12 protein-coding genes are annotated in these 18110 nt (G+C 35.4%); 2 read left to right on the top strand and 10 right to left on the bottom strand.

Annotated elements, in window-relative coordinates:
- Positions 1–142 precede the first annotated feature (142 nt).
- Positions 143–625 (bottom strand): hypothetical protein, encoded by a 483-nt coding sequence (locus AC1M9P_RS05390; RefSeq protein WP_481586928.1) that lies wholly within the window; start codon positions 623–625, stop codon positions 143–145.
- Positions 626–714: 89 nt separating this feature from the next.
- On the opposite strand from AC1M9P_RS05390, the gene AC1M9P_RS05385 reads away from it, so the two are divergent.
- On the top strand, positions 715–930 hold the full coding sequence (locus tag AC1M9P_RS05385; protein WP_126132256.1) for a helix-turn-helix domain-containing protein: 216 nt from the start codon (positions 715–717) through the stop codon (positions 928–930).
- Between the two features lie 62 nt (positions 931–992).
- The gene (locus AC1M9P_RS05380) at positions 993–2042 is read left to right on the top strand and encodes a DNA cytosine methyltransferase (RefSeq protein WP_481586927.1); all 1050 of its coding nucleotides are present in this window, start codon (positions 993–995) and stop codon (positions 2040–2042) included.
- On the opposite strand, the gene AC1M9P_RS05375 is transcribed toward AC1M9P_RS05380, so the two are convergent.
- From AC1M9P_RS05375 to glmU, 9 genes are all read right to left on the bottom strand, one after another.
- Positions 2034–3818: a response regulator receiver domain gene (locus AC1M9P_RS05375; RefSeq protein ID WP_481586926.1), complete on the bottom strand. Its 1785-nt coding sequence runs from the start codon at positions 3816–3818 to the stop codon at positions 2034–2036. The two genes, AC1M9P_RS05380 and AC1M9P_RS05375, sit on opposite strands and share 9 nt — an antisense overlap.
- A 2-nt stretch (positions 3819–3820) precedes the next feature.
- Complete coding sequence (locus AC1M9P_RS05370) at positions 3821–6835, bottom strand: ATP-binding protein (protein WP_481586925.1); 3015 nt, start codon at positions 6833–6835, stop codon at positions 3821–3823.
- Between the two features lie 214 nt (positions 6836–7049).
- On the bottom strand, positions 7050–8654 hold the full coding sequence (locus AC1M9P_RS05365) for a Tn7-like element transposition protein TnsE (protein ID WP_481586924.1): 1605 nt from the start codon (positions 8652–8654) through the stop codon (positions 7050–7052).
- Complete coding sequence (locus AC1M9P_RS05360) at positions 8647–10170, bottom strand: TniQ family protein (protein WP_481586923.1); 1524 nt, start codon at positions 10168–10170, stop codon at positions 8647–8649. Before AC1M9P_RS05360 ends, AC1M9P_RS05365 begins: the two co-directional genes overlap by 8 nt.
- A 13-nt stretch (positions 10171–10183) precedes the next feature.
- Positions 10184–11830, bottom strand: coding sequence for an AAA family ATPase (locus AC1M9P_RS05355; RefSeq protein ID WP_038349906.1), 1647 nt, complete (start codon positions 11828–11830; stop codon positions 10184–10186).
- Positions 11831–13918, bottom strand: a complete 2088-nt coding sequence (locus tag AC1M9P_RS05350; protein WP_481586922.1) for a transposase — start codon at positions 13916–13918, stop codon at positions 11831–11833.
- A complete protein-coding gene (locus AC1M9P_RS05345) occupies positions 13902–14735 on the bottom strand; it encodes a TnsA endonuclease N-terminal domain-containing protein (protein WP_481586921.1) in 834 nt (277 codons plus the stop codon). Before AC1M9P_RS05345 ends, AC1M9P_RS05350 begins: the two co-directional genes overlap by 17 nt.
- A 152-nt stretch (positions 14736–14887) precedes the next feature.
- Positions 14888–16726, bottom strand: coding sequence for a glutamine--fructose-6-phosphate transaminase (isomerizing) (glmS, locus tag AC1M9P_RS05340; RefSeq protein WP_481586920.1), 1839 nt, complete (start codon positions 16724–16726; stop codon positions 14888–14890).
- Positions 16727–16738: 12 nt separating this feature from the next.
- A complete protein-coding gene (gene glmU / locus AC1M9P_RS05335) occupies positions 16739–18103 on the bottom strand; it encodes a bifunctional UDP-N-acetylglucosamine diphosphorylase/glucosamine-1-phosphate N-acetyltransferase GlmU (protein WP_481586919.1) in 1365 nt (454 codons plus the stop codon).
- Positions 18104–18110 lie beyond the last annotated feature (7 nt).

The raw sequence follows: 18110 nt of genomic DNA, 5'->3' as shown, positions 1-18110 counted from the left end.
TTGATATTTCGAATTCGAAATTAATGGAAGAAAAAATAAAGTTTCATACTTAACTTTAAATTTTCTTCCATTTTTACTTTTCATCGAGTAATAAAGTTTCATACTGAAATGAAACTCTAGGCTCGTTTAATTTATTTTCATATTATATCAATGATGTTAGAAAGTCAGTGTAAGCTTTCAGTTTTTCAAGATCTTGAAGTAATTGGTTTTTTCTTCTTAATATTTCTGTTTTTAGTTCTGGAAAGTCTATAAGTGCTTGTTCAGAAGCTTTGATTTGGTTTTCATAAATCTTTTGCTTTTCTTTTAATTCATTAGTCTTGAAGTTAAGTTTTTTCGAATCACTTTTAACAATTGCTAAATCAAATTGTTTTCTAAATTCATACATGCTTTCTGTTTCAACAAATGTTGAAAGCCTTGGATTGTCAGAATGAATATGTTTGACCAAGTGTCCTTGTCGTACCATTTTTCTCAGAAGCCTATAAAGTTGCTGGTGGTTGATTCGTTCCTTTTCATCTTTTAAAAGATTCAAGTTGTTCCAAATTTTGTTTGATGTCCATCCATCAATTTGGTTGTGGGAAAGAAGTACTAGAAAAGATTGAAAGAAAGGCGAAGTAATTTGTTTCATGATAAAAAAGTAGAAAACTTAAAAAGAGGATTATAGTCCGTGGATATATAGTCCTCAAATAGTGATAGTTCTGTTTTTTAAGCACTTGAATGTTTATGTCAGAACTTACTATTCAATTTGGGCAATTGGTTCGAAAGTACAGAAAAGAAAAAAACATGTCTCAAGAGCAACTTGCATTACTCTGTAATATGGATCGGAGTTACTTAGGGCGGATTGAAAGAGGTGAGGTGAATCCTACTTTGGAAAAACTTTACGAATTAGCAAATTCTTTAGATGTAAATGTAAAAGATTTATTGCCTGAGTAATTTTATAAAGTTATCTTCTGTTATGATTTGGCATATTTTTTAATTTAAAATTTGGTGCTGTTTTGAAAGTAATTGATTTCTTTTCTGGTTGCGGTGGTGTAAGTGAAGGATTACGCCAAGCTGGATTTGAAATTACAATTGGTTTAGATTTTGATTCTAATGCGGCGACAACATATCAAGCTAATTTTCCTGAAGCTTTATTTTTTAATGATGATATTCGCAAAGTAGATGAAAAAATATTAACAAAAGCTTTTAAAGAGAAAAACATAAAAAAAGAACCTCTTTTGTTTGTTGCATGTGCTCCATGTCAGCCATTTTCTACACAAAATAAATCAAAAAGTGAAGATGATATTCGACGTACATTATTAGATGAAACACACCGGTTTATCAGTAAATTAAAACCTGAGTATATTCTTGTCGAAAACGTTCCTGGTCTTCAAAAAATTGATAAAGAAAAAGATGGCCCTTATAAACGGTTCATCACTTTTTTAGAATCTAAAAAATATAAGATTACAGAGTTCATCGCAAAATCTGAAGAGTATGGCGTTCCTCAAAAACGTAAACGTTTTGTTCTATTAGCTTGTAAATCTGGAAAAATGGAAATTCCACAAAGAACACATGGAGAAGGTTTAGAACCGATTAAAACTGTTCGAGATTTTATTGGAGAATTTCCAGCTATCCAAGCTGGTGAAGTACATCCAGATGATCCATGGCATAGATGCCCAACATTAAATGAACGTAATCTAGAGCGTATTCAAAATACTCCAGAAGGTGGGGATCGTCGAAATTGGCCAGATCATTTGATTAATGAATGTCATAAGACACATTCTGGTCATATGGATGTCTATGGTCGTATGAGTTGGGATAAGCCAGCTCCGACTTTAACAACACGTTGCTATAGCTATTCTAATGGGCGTTTTGGGCATCCAGATACGAATCAACATCGGGCAATTAGTGTGAGAGAAGCTTCAAGATTACAAACATTCCCTCAGGACTTTATTTTTAATGGAAGTGTGGTCGAAGTTTCTCGGCAGATCGGAAATGCAGTGCCATGTGAAATGGCTAAACAATTTGGTTTAGCCATTTTGCAACATTACCAAAAATTAAAATAATTTTAATCTATCGGGTACTTCGATATTAGAGTTGATGTAGTCTACTCCGATTCTAGCAGCATGTTGAGCAGCCATAGATTGATAGCGTTCAGCATATCCGACACGTAACTGTGACTTCGGTTTCACTTTGATATCTTTTATTACTACATTACCACTGTGATCTTTGGTAAATATCATAAGTGGGATTTCTTTTCTTTTAAGCTCATCTGCATGATTTTTGATTATCATGTAATCTAGAGCTGGCAGATTAGATATCTCATTTAAAATAGAAAAATATTTTCTTTGATCATTATCATATACATACACATACTTGGAATGTGTAGCAAATTTAATAGCATTCTCTTGATTAGCAGGGAAAAGTTCTAACACACGTATTAATCGATGCGGAGTTAATCTATCATTATATGGATCGTTGGCTTGGCTGGGTATCATGTCACAGGCTGCAGATACACATAAATACCATTTAGACGGCTGATCTGTTTCCTCATGTTCGGAAATTGTTTTAAAGATCGTACCAGTGGAAATATATTCATTCTGATAATTTTTAGATGATAAATGCATGTTTAAGGCATGATACATATCTTTAGGTGTTTTATTTTCATTAAAAGGAAGCTTCATTTGTTCACAACAGAATTTAGCTAGATTGGCATCAGATTCGAGATTTAATTTATTTTTATAAAACTCAAAAGTTAAAAGAATAAAACTCTTCAAATCATCATTGCAGTTGAATTTAAAAGAAATTTCTTCAGATACGTCAGCGTAAATATTGCTAAGAAGTTGAGACACCTCAGTTTCGTTAGTTGACTTCAAAATTTCTTGCAACCAAGCAGCTTGGCCATGTTTATCGTTGTCATGAACGCTATCAAAAGCCATTGCATCAGATTCGATATGATTCTGGATTTCAGATTGTATTAACTGATAGTAAGAAGGTTTCCAACTAACTAAAGAGTTTTTTAAAGTATTCCAGATGTTAATAGGGTCTTGGTCGAGATTTTCTGAACTTTTTGGATAAATACATACGAAAAGATTGCCTGACTTGATCCAGGTTTTACCTTCGGAGTCGCCTTCTATTATAGTATAGCTATTTTCTGAAGATTTATATATTTGATTGTTACCTAAAAAATAATCGCAAATAATATTTGAAATTTCCTCTTTCTTATCTTTGAATTGTGGGTTTCTAGATAATATGCCTTTGAGTCTACCACTATTTTTGTCAAAGAGAATGTAATCTATAAGTTCTTTGTCTGACAGACTATAGGTACCACCTGATTGTATGCTAGGTAAAATTTCTGTATCCCAAAAATCGTCAAATTCATCAATTTTTTCAATTTCATATTCAATATTTTTAATAGGACTAAAAGAGGCAGCAATTTGTTTCCAAACAGTTTCAGGTTTTTCACTGGTATACACTACAGCTAAGTTAAAATGCTTAGAATTTTTCAAGCCACATAAAATTTCTAAAGTTTTACTCGGATTATCTCGTTCAAGATGATAATCAATAATAAGTAAATCAGATTTTCTAATGCGCTCTACATCTAGATTGCGTACTGAGTTATCAATATCACATAATATTTTTTCATTTTGAAAAAATTTTTCTAGTAGAGCTGCTCTTTGGGATGTAAGGACTTTATCTTCATCAATGTGTTCATTTTTAGACAATGAATCTATTAAATCCGGATAGGGAATAAATTGATCGTCAATCATCATGACTGAGCGTATAGCATTATTGCAAAACGTTTTTTGAACTAAACTTTCATATTCATTAGCAACAGTCACACTTATTTCTCCAATCCATTAAATTTAATAATAAAGTTAGCGCCCTCTTCGAATATGAAAGGGTCATCATTATGTTGTTCGGCATACCAAATTTTGTGATGCGCTACAGCTAGGTTTTCACGGCATAAATACAGCCCTACGCCACGTCCATTCGCTCGTTTTGTGTAGAAAAGATCAAAAAGTCTTGGAACATCGTCTTCATCAACTTTGGGTCCTGAATTTGCGATTACTACGAGATCATTAACTAAATCAATTTTAATTTTTCTGTCTTCAACTAATGAAACCCAATACATTGCATTGTTAATCAAGTTAATGAATACAGGATAGATACGTGAGGGAAGATCACTAATTTTTAATGATCTACAAGCTTCAGTTACTTCAAAATTGATTCGTTGTCTTTCAAAACGATCGCCATAGAACTGATTAATATGGGCTTCGATATTTTTCCCTGTAATGGTTTGGCGTGTTTGATAGCCAGAAATTTTTAATGGGGAAAGGAAGCGAATTTGGCTTGTGAGTGCTTTATGAGAGTTGTAAGCTAATTTAAAACCAGGATGTTCTTTTACATCACTTGGTAATGAATTTAGCCCACGAGTGACTAAGGAGTCTATTTCTTCAAGCTCATGAGATAAAATTTCTACACTAATTCCAAGTTGTGCGACTGCATTGATTGTCCGCATTTTGTCTTCAATATCAGAGCGTTCTTCTTCAGCTATTGAGAATGCTGAATCTAAGTTAATGCCGTCAGATATTTTTTCTAATGTTTTTAAAATTGCATCATATTTAAATGTATAGGTTTCAATTAACTGTAGATATATGATATCTAGATTGTTTAGAGCATTTTCTAAATGAGATGAGTCCTCAACACTTTCAACAATATTGATTGCTTGACTGTAGTATGAGCTTCTATCTTCACTAATATCTTTTTTCCAAATAGAATGAAGTGCATCAATCTTAGCCTCAATGGTAGATAGATATTTATTCAATTTTGAATTGAGAATGCCCTGGTTTTTATCGAACAATTTCTTAGCTGTTTGTTGTGGAGCTAACTTATTGAGTTCTGACTCCATCTTGTTAACAACAGTTTTTAACTGAATAATATAAGCTGAGAATTCGTTATATTTATCACGATATTCCCTATACTTTTCTTCATAAATTCCTAGCTTGGGTGGTTTCGTAGGCGTTTTAATTTCAGTACGGATCACGTCAAGTTTAGAGAGCTGTTGATCAAAATCTTGAAGTTTATCAATAGTTAGTTTATCTACATTCTCTAAACTATTTTTAAGAGCTTTAGCTAGTGATAGAGAATTATCTAATTTGGGTGTCTGATCTTTTAAAGCTTCTTTAAAGCTGTTTTGTGATGCCTTTCGAGCTTGTGTTTGAGCATCTTTTCTTAGCTCTTTATTTTTCTTTGCAATAAGTAATAACTCTTGTCGTTCTTCAGATTTAGAGCCAAAATATCTATCAGCTAATTCAATTAAAAGATCAGAAACTAATACTTTTAATTCTCTTGATGCTTTATTTTTAATAAAGCCTTCACGTCCAGCTTTGTCTTTGAGTTCTTTATTTAACTCATAACTGATACCAATATATCCGAAAGTTCTTCGGTTTGACCAATAGTGTCTCCCCGCATGATTTGTACGACGTTCTTCAATTTCAAAGAAGTCATTATCAACTCTTCCATATGGTAGTACACGTAAATTATCTCTAAATATTAGTAACCCAGCATATTTTTTTGCTTTCTCACTTAATACAGCCACGCTTTTTTCATCTAAGGAGGTAGTATCCTGCTTATATTCAAAAGAACCAATTTTAAATTTGAACCTACCTACGCCAGAACTAGGATTAATACTAATATTTGGAGGTATAAGGACATCACCTTTATCTTGACCAAAAGCTACAATATGACCTCTAAACCAACCTTTTTCATCGAATTCACCTGATATTTTATGTTCAAGAGTTTCAAAATCTTGCATATTAAAGACATCAGTCTCTCTTAAGATATCCGATGGTTCTGAAGTATTTTTTATTCTAAAGAGGCGGTATGAGAAACTTTCATCTTTTTCAACGTATGGATTTGTGAATGCTCTTAGAGTATCAACAAGGTCTTTTTCGATTGAAGCTAATTCAAGATTATCTTTTGCGAGATCACCTTGATTAGTTAATAAACTTAAATCGCGTCTTAGATCAAGCAAGAATAGAGCTGTACCATGTTGCCCACCATCTTTTTCAGAAACATTATTTAGTATTTCCTTCCAAGGTAAGATAGCTCTTTCATCTAAGACAGATTCCTGGCAAAAATTGAGAATTTTATTCTGTGTAGTTATAAAGTTTTCTGATTTATTGTTTTCTAACTCATCTTCAGAAAATTTTATCCAAGCTCTTTCTTTGATTAGTCTTTTTAATTTTAAATCTTCATCTTCATCTTCATCTTCATCTTCATCTTCATCTTCATCTTCATCTTCATCTTCATTGAATACAATATTTTGAAGAAGTTCTTGCTTTAATAAATCAAAAGCAATAGTGATTTCATCAATCGTGTCGAACTCTAAGAAAGGAATACTAATATCTTCAAAGGACAGATATGGATTTTCAAACAATCGCCAATCGACAAGAAGAGAAGTAAAAGAGCCATTTAACTTTTTAGTCACAAGAAAAGTAACATTTGCTAAAAATGCGGCAGAGAGTCGCCCAATACCTTTTTCACCCTGGGTTTGGCGAATTGGAATACCAAAACGATCTTCATCACTTAGAGCTTTTTTCTTACTTTTAGATTCTGTTCCGACAATTAGCCAGTTATCAATAATCTGCTCTGGTGACATACCACAGCCATTATCGATCAATGCACCACAAGGATATTCAGCATCTACAGTAAATAATGCAACATCTCTCGCATAAGCATCATAAGCATTTTTCCAAAGCTCACTTACAGCTGTGGGGCAGTCTGCAATTTGTCCTTTACCTAAGTGCTCAATAGTACGAGCTCTGGCTCTAAAGTTAAAAGATTTTACAGACATAACAACCCTTGATAAATCAAAATTATGAGAGGTGTGTATCTAAATATGGATACTTTTTCTTGTTATATGATCTTAACTTAATGTTTGTTAGAAGTCTTTTAAAATGAGAAAAGATAGCCTGAAAAAAATTATATAGCTTTAATACCAGACGGATTGTAAGGCATCTTGTTTGGCAATCTTAAATTTTTAAACTTTTTTTTTGTTCATCAGAAATCTAATTTAAAATAATATTAGTTAAACGCTCCATCCATCCTTTTAATTCTTGTTCGGATATATCCTGATTCTTTGAATTCATCCGTGGATGGTTCAAAGTACTATTTTTAGAGCTAATATTTTTAAAGATGCCTTTTGGCCAACGTAAGCATTGAGTGACGACAAGCTCAAGAACTTTGGCACGATCAGTTTGGTTCCATTGATTCATGTCTTTAAGTGATAAGACACGAGTTGAAAGAGGTTTCTTATTATCAGAAGTATCTACTTCTAAGATCAAAATATTTTGCCCATTAAATTGAAAACTGACTTCTGCGACACATCTAGGATTTCCATCAGTTTTTATATGTTTGGAGTGACCTTGAATGTTGGGTAATTTATGGAGTTGAAAGGTAGAATTTTTAACTGTGTTTTCCTTGCAAAACAAATCAATCATTTGTTGAAATGCAGAGAAACGATCAAGATATAAATGAAGATCTTCAGTTTCATCTTCAACACCATTAAATTCAGCAGAGGGGATAGTACCCTCAGAAATAGGCTCATTGGTGCTAACTTCCGATGGCGCATTAGTGGATGGTAAGTCTTGATCTTTTGTACCATGATTTCTATGCCTAGTTTTTTTAGAAGTTTTCCTTGTTTCAATGGCTTCTAGGAAGTCGAAGTGTGTCGGTACAACATCAATGATTTGAACATCATCACTATTGCCATCCTCGTCATCTTTGATGGTCGGTTCTTTTCCGTTATTTTTAGTTCCCGAAGAGTTTTCACCTTTACCACCTGATTTAGACTCAATGAATTTATCGCTATAGAACTCAACTTCTTTCGAAATTCGGCTTGAGATTCTTTCGAAACCTGATATTTCATTGACAAAAAACTCAGAAGTTTCAGCCTTGTAATAGCCATATGAATCAAAGATCACTCCATTGAGTTGAGGGGGATTAAAACAAAAACTCCATATACGATATTGGTCAACGTCATAGCCATATTTGGTACAAAACTGACTGATACTTTCAAAGGATTGTCGAATATCAGGATCAAGAAGAATCCAAGATAAGATGCGTCGAATACCTGAATCATTGAAATGAGAAATAGGGTATGAGCAAGCTGGTAAAATATTGATGAGGTAATGATCTCGATTTGAAACAATATCAAAATCGATACTGAAACTATTCTCTATTATTGCTGATCTTGCTAAATATGGAGTGTAGAAAAACAGAGATCGAGCAAGCTCAAATTGAGGTAGCTTAATTTTAATGGTTTCGGACATTGGATGACCGAATTGATCCACACGGACTGCATCAAATAAGAAATAATGCTCTACAAACTTTCCTTTCGATAAGTTTGTATTATTGACAGAAGATAGCCAATCTTGAGTTGAACTAATTTTAAAGCGTAAATTGTAGCCTTTGGGATATTCTTGAGTGGGATTGATGTGACTATTTTTTCTTAATAATTTTGCATTAGAAAAATTAGTGAAAGTCGTCTCAGATATTTTATTTTCATTTTCCAAAGCTAGATTTATTGCCCAACTGCCTGAGTTATGTTTTTTAAATAAAGAACCAATCTTTTTTATTTTCATGTTCTTAGCGATGTGACTTATCTTAGCCATGATTCATCCTTTTCATTTGATTTAGGAATTTGAGAGCTTCATCTGTTAATCGTTCTTCACTTAATCCTGAATATCGTAATAATTGCCAACTCGCTTGGTGTTGATTATTTTTTTGAAATTGAATAATTGTTCGAGTGATTCTTCGGATTTGATAAGAGCTGATATCTTCTGAAAAAGTACTCAAAAATTTATGAGTTAAGGGCAGCTGATATAGGTTTTTCTCTACGGTGGAGTGTTGCGGTAGTTGCTTGAGATACCAGTTTCTAGATTGCCTAGGTAAACTCAAATCGTCTAATGATTGATAGAATATTTTGAATAATCGCCTCACCATGTGCCAATCCCTCAGAGGCCAATCTACTTTCATGGGAATACTTGCGGGCAAAGCGTGAAAGCTTTTATTTTTTGTGAGTAACCAAGTTTTATCATTGCGATAAAGCCATGCATATAAGGCTGCATTTTTGACTCTAGATGGCTTTATTCCAAAATTTTTAATCAAAGAGATCCATTCATTACGTTTTTCTTTGAGCATCAATATGTCTTTGCACTTAGTTCTTTCACTAGGTGTATCAGTATTAGAGTGCTTAGCAGGTAATTGATGAATTTCACCCAGAATGGCTACCCATGTCCAGCCTTTAGGGAAAAACGTCTCTAAGACGATAATATGCTCAAGATAACTGAATGACTTACGATGCTTTCTAAAGATAGCTTTAAGCCAACTTGTTTCGGACTTCAGTTCATCTAGGTGATGTTGCTGTAACCATTTTAGATCCCATATTTTTATAACGGCTGAATAAATTTTTGAATGATCAGTGTGTTTAGAACCTTTGTTGAAACCTAACCGCTTTGCAACACGTTGATAAAATTGACTCCATTGATGAAAGGTAGGCGATGATGTTGGAGGAAGTTTTAAGAGTTCATCAACACGTCTACTCACGATTAGATCTAACTCATGAGCAGGGGTATAAGGTTGCTTGCGATCCAGGATAAAACTTGCAGGAATAAATTGATGTCGTCCATTCAAATGGGCTGGTGGTAAAAATTCTGACAATTTAACTTTATGTTTGCTACAGCAATTTGCGCCTTGAATGTACCAAAGTCTTGACCAAAAAAATTCTCCATATTGGTGATATTGTTCTTCTAAGCAATGGTGACAATAGCGATGCGTTGTTATCTGCTTAACTTTGGATGCCGCAACTCCTAATGCTAAATGGATAGAACCTTTTGATTGACTCCCCATCCAGTGAAGGCATTTTAACCGTGTATTTTCAGGAGAAAATAGAGCGTGGATTGGAAAAAGAGTATATTCATAAACAATCTTTTCAAGTGTGTAGTTCGGTGATAAATGCGTTAACAGGCATATGAGATGGCTAGGTAAATCAATCGTGGCAATAACCTTACGATTAGCAAATACTTCTTCAAGTAATTGCTTAGGGCTTGTAATAGCATGATGAATTCCAGCTCTAGCTATCGTGCTATAAATTAATTCATTGGGATATGGTGTAGGAAAATTCAACATGCCAATTTCACTATTACATTGATTGCACCCAAGTTTGAGTATCAAAAATTAAATCGCTCGATTGAAGAACGTCATAAAAATTTTGGGATTTTTGCTTTTGAGAAAACTTAAACCTTAAATCATCTGACGGTAAGCTCACCCATTCACTTTGTTTTATTTTTCTGAGATTCATTTTTTCAGGTTTGATTTCTTTATCCACCTCGACCTCAGTGAGCCAATTAGAAACGATAGGCATGAGTTCTTGCATATTGAGATGAGGGAAATCGACAAAGGCTTTTTTGATTACAGAAATTACTTTAGATTCTGGATATCCAGTGGCAATCAGTAGGTTATGCAATCTTTGAGCATGTACATTTCCATTATATTGTTCAACTTTTTCTTGTTCTTCTTCTATTTTTTTCTGAAGTAGAAGTAAGGTCTTGTCCACATATGGAATAGTTAAGTCGGAATAAAGTGCGATGCGATTAGGATCTCCAGACTTAAGCGCTTCTATCATTGGATGGACAAATTTGAGTTCATCCTCATAGACTTGTCTAAGCAAACTTGGCGTTATTCTTTCTAGTCCTGTCATGATCGCTCGACATTGAGCCAAAACAAAAAGTTTGACGACTATATCCAGTACGCCTTGAGACAGCTCATACCAACAGTCTCGAATTTCGTCACTCAGTTGTTCTTTATTGGTTAGCCATTGGTATTTCCATAAAGCATTGGTAAAAGCCATCCATTCTGTTCTCGTCGTGGTATTTGATAATGGGGGATTGTTCTTCATAGGTTCCCATATAACAGCTCCGAAACCAGCCCCACGACGCGCTGAACGCAGATCTCCATCAAATATAAATTTGGCTTTGGGGGTGCCGACCATAACCACTGGCAAACCTACAACATTGATTAAGGTGACAAAAAAGTTCAGCATTTTTTCAGCACCACCTGAATTTTTAACACTCAGGTGTTGGATTTCATCAATGACGAGTACACCAATAGCATAGGTATTGGTAATTTGACGCATATAGTTGAGTAGAGCTTCGATTCCTAATCTTTTTAAGGCAACTTTTCTTTCAAAATCTGTTCCTAATGCAACATCAATCGCCTTAAAGAAATGCAAACATAGATTTTTTAAAGAGCCATCATGAGGACAGTCTATTTTTAGATAAACGAGTTGAGTGAAGTTATATTTTTCATGATAAATCACTTGAGGATAGAGGTTCAGAATTCGCTGTAGGGTTGTACTTTTGCCACTTCCTGAACAACCGATCAGTGAATAGCTTAAAGCTGTAGATTTTGGTGCATCAAATCTAAAGGCGTTAATGTCTCCTGACATAATACGCTCATAACCGTTTTGCAAATGTTGGTGCAATTTACCATCAGCAATATTGCGTCCTACATAGCCTTGACGAATTAATATTGCAATTTTTTGTTCTAATGAAATATGTCGAGTAATGGGTTGAAAAAATTGATGAAGAAGTTGCGATGAAAGATGAATTCTTTCGTTCTTAGATCTCAGAATATCTTCAGGATTAAAGTCCACCTTTCCAATCAGATTAGCTTTGATATCCGCAATTTCTTGCATGATTGGTGGTAGAGCCTCAATAAATGGATTGTCTTTATATTCACCAAAACTAGGTGTGTAACGTGCTTGAATAAAGTTTAATGGCAAAGTCATTTAGTCATCCTCACCAAATAATTCGTCTGTTAAGTCTGGATAATGAACCGCTTCAGCATCTTGAGGCTTAATTGAGGCTTTCAGTTTAGGCATTGGAATAATATTTGTATCCAATATTTCTTGCTGTTTTACCTTAGCTTTGCGTTCAATATTTTTTTCTTTTGCTTTATTTTTAGTTATTTCAGCGATTCGTTGAGATGGTTTAATTGGATTCTTCGGAAGCTTAGTTTTAAGTTTTTCACTGATAAAAGCTTCAAGCTCTCTTCGTTTTTTTGAAGCCTCTAGTTCGTGTTGTACAAGGTGCTCTTTTTGGGCTTTTTGCCTTTCTTTGACTTCCCATAAAGTACAATCTTTAAATTCTCTCGATCGATCGGAGAGAGACCCTATCCAATATTCGAGACTATTATCTTTCGGAAAAATATAAATTTTATTCACTGAGTAAGGATCATATGCGGCTTCAAGGTTTTGAGGACGAGAACTTCCTGTTTTACGATGTAACCAACCGAGATCAAGTACTTCTTTCGCTAGGTAGTAAAGACCAAATGCTTTGATACCTAGGTCTGATATTGTGATTTTAGTACGTGGCAATAATGCGATTCTGAGTGCTTCTTCTGGAACACTTCTCAATTTTCCTGTTCGGTTTTGAATACCCCAATTCCATAAATGTAAGGGAATAGTTGGTAAGTCATTGGGCATATCTGCTTCACGATCATATGTTTTTAGCACATGAAATTGATTATGCGAGATGATGCAAGCAAGAATGATTTCAGTAAATTGGTGAATATTTAATGTGGCATCTTGACGGTAATCATTACCACCAGTCTTTTTTACAGTTGTGCCTTCAACAATACCTTTTCCCTTACCTTCTTTTTTGAAATAAGCCTGATATGTATTGAAAGCTTGTTCTACGATGCCTTTAGCATCACCACGTCTAGCTGGTGCATTTTCAAGTCTTACAGCGAAAGTTTTCTCTAAGGCTTCAATTTGATAGCCTAATAATTCTCCTCGATCCGCGAGTAAAGCATCAGGTAGACCAACAGCTGGCCAATCCTCTTGCTGAATTGAGATCCCATACTCAGCACAATACTGAACCTTATCGGTCATCGCTATATTCAATGCTTGTATTGCAGCTAAATATGAAGGTGATTCAAAACCTATATAAAAGCCTGTGACTAATCTACTGAAGACGTCAATCACAAAGTAAATGGTGGGTCTACCAACGATACTTTCTGGATTTGAATTGGAAACAAGATAAATATCAGCGATCGTGGCATCAATTTCATAACGTGCACCAGGGCCTGTGACTTGAGCGTTAGACGTTGATTGCAAAGGACGATAGTCCTTTCGGTAGTTGGATGTACCAATACGAGATTTTATGCTTTCAATTTTTTTGAATTCTTTTTCGTAGTAATACTTAAACTGCCATATTGTTGGAATATCTGATTCTGCTATATCAGGATAGAGATTTTTATATGTGGTTTGAAATTTTCGATATACAAATGGGAGTGAATGCTTGTTGTCTTTTAAAAAGAATAATTTAATGGTGCGATAGAAAAGTTTTTCAATGTTCTCATTAACATTAATGCCTTGTTCACTATTATAGATACGAGGTCGACCTAATTTTTTGTCTTTAGCTATTCTTTTTTGACCCTTAGCTCCACTATTTCTGTAATCAGGAAGCAATGCATTAGGAGTTTGACCTCTTTGCCAATATCTGCGAGCTAAGCGATAAATAGTTTGTTTGGTGACTTCATGTTGATTCATGATTTCACTAATTATTTTGCCTCTTTGTATTGGAATATAAAATAATTCATGAGAGATCAGAGGATAAATAAGAGCATAATTTTGGTCACGTTTTATTTCTTGTATTGATTCCTTCTCAGGTTGAATGAAAGCAAGTGACTCATGTGGGTCTATTGTTCTTTTAATATTGCCATCTTCCAAACCTTTTAAGATTTCTGTTCTACTAACTTCAATTGGAAAAGCATTTTCCAAATCAAGACTAATCCAAATCACAGAGTCAGGTAGGATAGTTAAAATCCTAAATAAAGAGCTTTCAAAAGTTAATACTTCATTGATTTTCAGCATGAAGTACCTCATTCCAAATATTTAGTTCGCCCAATTGAATATGGTCTGTATTTAAATCCTTAAAAGAAATATTAAGATCAAATATGAAATACCTTTGAGCAAGTAGGTCTCTAATTTCTCTTAACGATTGTCCTAACTCAAAATGATATTTTTGATCAATCGTTCTCGCTAATTCATTAATCTTTTTAGATTTATTTTTAATGAAAATATCCGCATAAAAGTTAAGTTTATCTAGCGTATCTTGTTCACTTATTTCCAGAGTATTTATTGAACTGTATAACCATTGGATGTTCTGACTAACAGTCTTAGGAACTTGGTGCTCGGTAAAAATATAAAAGGGTATGTTTTGCTGTTTCCAATATTGTCGTTCAATTTCTATTTTTTCTATTGTGCGTGGGTCATTGAGAGCATTTGAATATTTAACTTGGACTACAAATTTAGGTGTTATTGTATTATGTGTATCCACTAAAAAATCACTTGTCATGATTTGATAGTGTTTCCCAAATCTAGGGTGAGGGATTCCAATTGTCTTCGCAATTTCTAGAGTTTTTTCAATGTCTAAGGGATATTGTTCTCGGATATCGATAGTCGTTGGATGCCATTCTAGTAATAGAAAAGTAGAAAGTTCTAGATCCGAAAGAAGGTGATGAGTTCTTTGGCTTTTATGACCAAAAACTCGGTGAGATCGACCTTCTGAACTCACATCTCGAATTGTGAGCCAAGGTTTATAGCTATTTCCAAAACCCTGTCCTCGTCCTTCTTTAATCCATTTTTGAATTTTGAGTTCATGATTTTGTGTGTTCTTAAAGTTGGCCATAAAAAAATCCACACATCATGCTGTTTAGAGCATAGCTTGTGTGGATTTTTTGAGCAATTCAGTATTACACTTTATTACTCAGTATGAGACTTTATTACTCAGTATGAAACTTTATTACTCTCATACACTTTTTAAGTGTAGATCAAATTGAATTATTCAACCGTAACTGACTTGGCTAAGTTACGCGGCTGATCTACATCGGTACCGCGTAGTACAGCGACATGATAGGACAAAAGCTGCACAGGAATACTGTATACGATTGGTGATAATAGTGCTGAAACGCTCGGAACTTGAACAACGTGTTGGCGCTCTTTTTCCTTAATGCCACTATTTTCATCTGCAAATACAAACAGCTCACCACCACGTGCTTGAACCTCTTCCATATTTGATTTGAGCTTATCAAGCATGTCATCCTGAGGAGCAAGAATGACAACAGGCATATCATTATCAACTAAGGCCAATGGGCCGTGTTTTAACTCACCAGCTGCATAACCTTCAGCATGAATATATGAAATTTCTTTCAGTTTAAGCGCTCCTTCAAGCGCGATTGGGAACTGTGTTCCACGACCTAAAAATAGGCAATGTTGTTTTTCAACAAACAATTCAGATAGGCGTAAAATTTCTTTATCACATTGTAATGTGTCAAGAATCACTTTAGGTGTATGCCATAATCCAGTAATGATTTCTGTTACTTGTTCACTAGAAATCGTTTGTTTAACTTGACCGAACTTAAGCACGAGCAGCATCAGGGCAGCAAGTTGTGTGGTGAATGCTTTGGTCGACGCAACCCCAATTTCTGGACCCGCTAATGTCAATAAGCTGTAATCTGTTTCACGCACCATGGAAGATGTTGCAACGTTACAGATCGTCATAGTGGTGATATTAATATTTTTCGCTTTGGCACGTTTTTGTGTATCACGAAGAGCAGCCAATGTGTCGGCAGTTTCACCTGATTGAGAAATACACACATAGAGCGTATTGTTCACGATGACTGGAGTGCGATAGCGGAACTCACTTGCAATTTCAACTTGGCAAGGTACATCAATCAGTTGTTCAAACCAATATTTTGCGATCATGCCTGCATGGTAGCTGGTACCGCAAGCGATGATTTGAACTTGCTGAATATGAGAAAAATCTTCTACAGCATTTGCAAGAAAATCATCACGTAAGTGATCGGCATTTAAGGCTTGAGAGATGGTTTGCTTGATCGCTTCAGGTTGCTCATAAATTTCTTTCAGCATGTAATGCTTATATTCACCTTTTGAAGCATTACTCACTGTCGCATCAAGTTCTTTGACAGGGCGTTCAACGCGCTCACCTTGTACATAGACTTCGATCGTATCACGTGTTAAACGCGCAATATCACCTTCTTCAAGGTATATAAAACGATTGGTAATCGGTAATAGGGCCAATTGATCAGAACTGATAAAGTTCTCACCAATTCCCACACCGATCACGAGCGGTGAACCTTCACGAACAGTGATCAATTCATTTGGGTAATCTGTATGTACGATACCGAGTGCAAATGCACCTTTGAGTTGAGGCACAACTTGTTCAACGGCTTTAAGCAGGTTAGGAGCAGACTTCAGTGCATCATGAACTAAGTGTGCAACAACTTCAGTATCTGTTTGGGATGTAAACACATACCCTAATGCTTCAAGATCATCTTTAAGCTCTTGGTAATTTTCAATAATACCGTTATGAACCACAGCGACTTGACCAGAAATATGCGGATGTGCATTATTTTCTGTAGGTTTGCCATGAGTAGCCCAACGTGTATGTGCGATACCAAGCGCGCCAGTGATCGCTGCTTCTGAAACCGCTTCTTCAAGGTTGATAACTTTACCGACACGACGTTCACGTAAAACTTGACCTGCATTAATTAAAGCTAATCCCGCTGAGTCATAACCACGGTATTCAAGACGCTTTAAGCCTTCAATTAGAATATTCGTTATGCTTCGTTCTGCTACACCGCCGACGATACCACACATATTGTAATCCCCTTAATTCTTAATCTTTTGTGGACGTGGATAATTGTCTTTCACAAATTGTTTAGAGCGTTCTACGGCTAAACTATGATCATCCACATCACGAGTAATCGTCGATCCAGCACCAACTGTTGCACCATTACCAATTTTAACCGGCGCGACTAAAGAGCTGTTTGAACCTATAAAGGCTTGGTCACCAATGATCGTTTTAAACTTGTTGGCACCATCGTAATTACATGTGATCGTACCCGCGCCGATATTTGAACCCTCACCCACTTCAGCATCACCTAAGTACGTAAAATGATTGGCTTTAGAGCCTAAACCAATGGTGGTGTTTTTCACTTCAACAAAGTTGCCAATGTGTACTTCATTTGCCAATTTAGCACCAGGGCGCAAACGTGCGAATGGTCCAATTTGAGCCTGCTCACCCACAATGGCTGAATCAAATACGCTATACGGTTGAACTTTCGTGCCTGCAGCAATTTTGGAGTTTTTAATTACACATCCTGCACCGATTTCGACATTGTCACCAAGTTCACATTCGCCCTCGATAATGACATTGATATCGATACGTACATCTTGACCAACCTTGAGTGAACCTCGGAGATCGAAACGACTCGGGTCGATCAAATGTACACCTTGCTGCATCAGTAATTTCGCTTGGTAGGTTTGGTATTCTCTTTCCAATGCTGCCAATTGCACACGATCATTTACACCTTCAACTTCGAAAGCTAAAGCAGGTTCAACTGAAGCAATTTCGAGTCCATCGTCAATAGCCATTGCTACGATATCTGTTAAATAATATTCGCCTTGCGCATTATTATTATTCAGACGTGGCAACCACTCGTGCAATTTGGAATTGTTTACTGCATAAATGCCAGTATTAATTTCTTGAATTAAACGTTGCGCTTCTGAAGCATCTTTATGTTCAACAATGGCTTGGATTTTACCATTTTCTCTCACGATACGACCGTAACCTGAAGCATCGTCTAGTGTAAGTGTGACTAAGCCAATACCTTTAGATTGTGTTGCTTCAAGTAATTTTTGTAATGTATCGGCTGTAATACAAGGGACATCGCCGGATAAAATTAAGGAAATACCATCTTTGGGTAATACAGGTAAGGTCATTTGAACAGCGTGACCTGTACCAAGTTGTTCAGCTTGTTCAACCCAGTCAATATTTTCTGTCGAAAATGCTTGTTTAACTAGAGCGCCGCCGTGACCGAAAATAGTAATAATATTTTCAGCTTGTATTTTTTTTGCGGTTTCAATGACATGCCCTAAGAGTGGACGTCCTGCTAAAGGCTGTAATACTTTTGGTAGTTTTGAACGCATTCGCGTCCCTTTACCTGCAGCAAGAATAACAACTGTGGTTGACATACAACAT

It is taken from the genome of Acinetobacter sp. 25-47-122 (genome assembly GCF_056779695.1).
Note: the sequence above shows the minus strand (reverse complement) of the source record. Positions and strands in the feature narration are given on the sequence as shown.

Bases quoted from the DNA above. Each gene is read 5' to 3' on its own strand.
- AC1M9P_RS05390 (WP_481586928.1), bottom strand. From the start codon at position 625: ATGAAACAAATTACTTCGCCTTTCTTTCAATCTTTTCTAGTACTTCTT.
- AC1M9P_RS05385 (WP_126132256.1), top strand. From the start codon at position 715: ATGTTTATGTCAGAACTTACTATTCAATTTGGGCAATTGGTTCGAAAG.
- AC1M9P_RS05370 (WP_481586925.1), bottom strand. From the start codon at position 6,835: ATGTCTGTAAAATCTTTTAACTTTAGAGCCAGAGCTCGTACTATTGAG.
- AC1M9P_RS05365 (WP_481586924.1), bottom strand. From the start codon at position 8,654: ATGGCTAAGATAAGTCACATCGCTAAGAACATGAAAATAAAAAAGATT.
- AC1M9P_RS05360 (WP_481586923.1), bottom strand. From the start codon at position 10,170: ATGTTGAATTTTCCTACACCATATCCCAATGAATTAATTTATAGCACG.
- AC1M9P_RS05355 (WP_038349906.1), bottom strand. From the start codon at position 11,830: ATGACTTTGCCATTAAACTTTATTCAAGCACGTTACACACCTAGTTTT.
- AC1M9P_RS05350 (WP_481586922.1), bottom strand. From the start codon at position 13,918: ATGCTGAAAATCAATGAAGTATTAACTTTTGAAAGCTCTTTATTTAGG.
- AC1M9P_RS05345 (WP_481586921.1), bottom strand. From the start codon at position 14,735: ATGGCCAACTTTAAGAACACACAAAATCATGAACTCAAAATTCAAAAA.
- glmS (WP_481586920.1), bottom strand. From the start codon at position 16,726: ATGTGTGGTATCGTCGGCGGTGTAGCAGAACGAAGCATAACGAATATT.
- glmU (WP_481586919.1), bottom strand. From the start codon at position 18,103: ATGTCAACCACAGTTGTTATTCTTGCTGCAGGTAAAGGGACGCGAATG.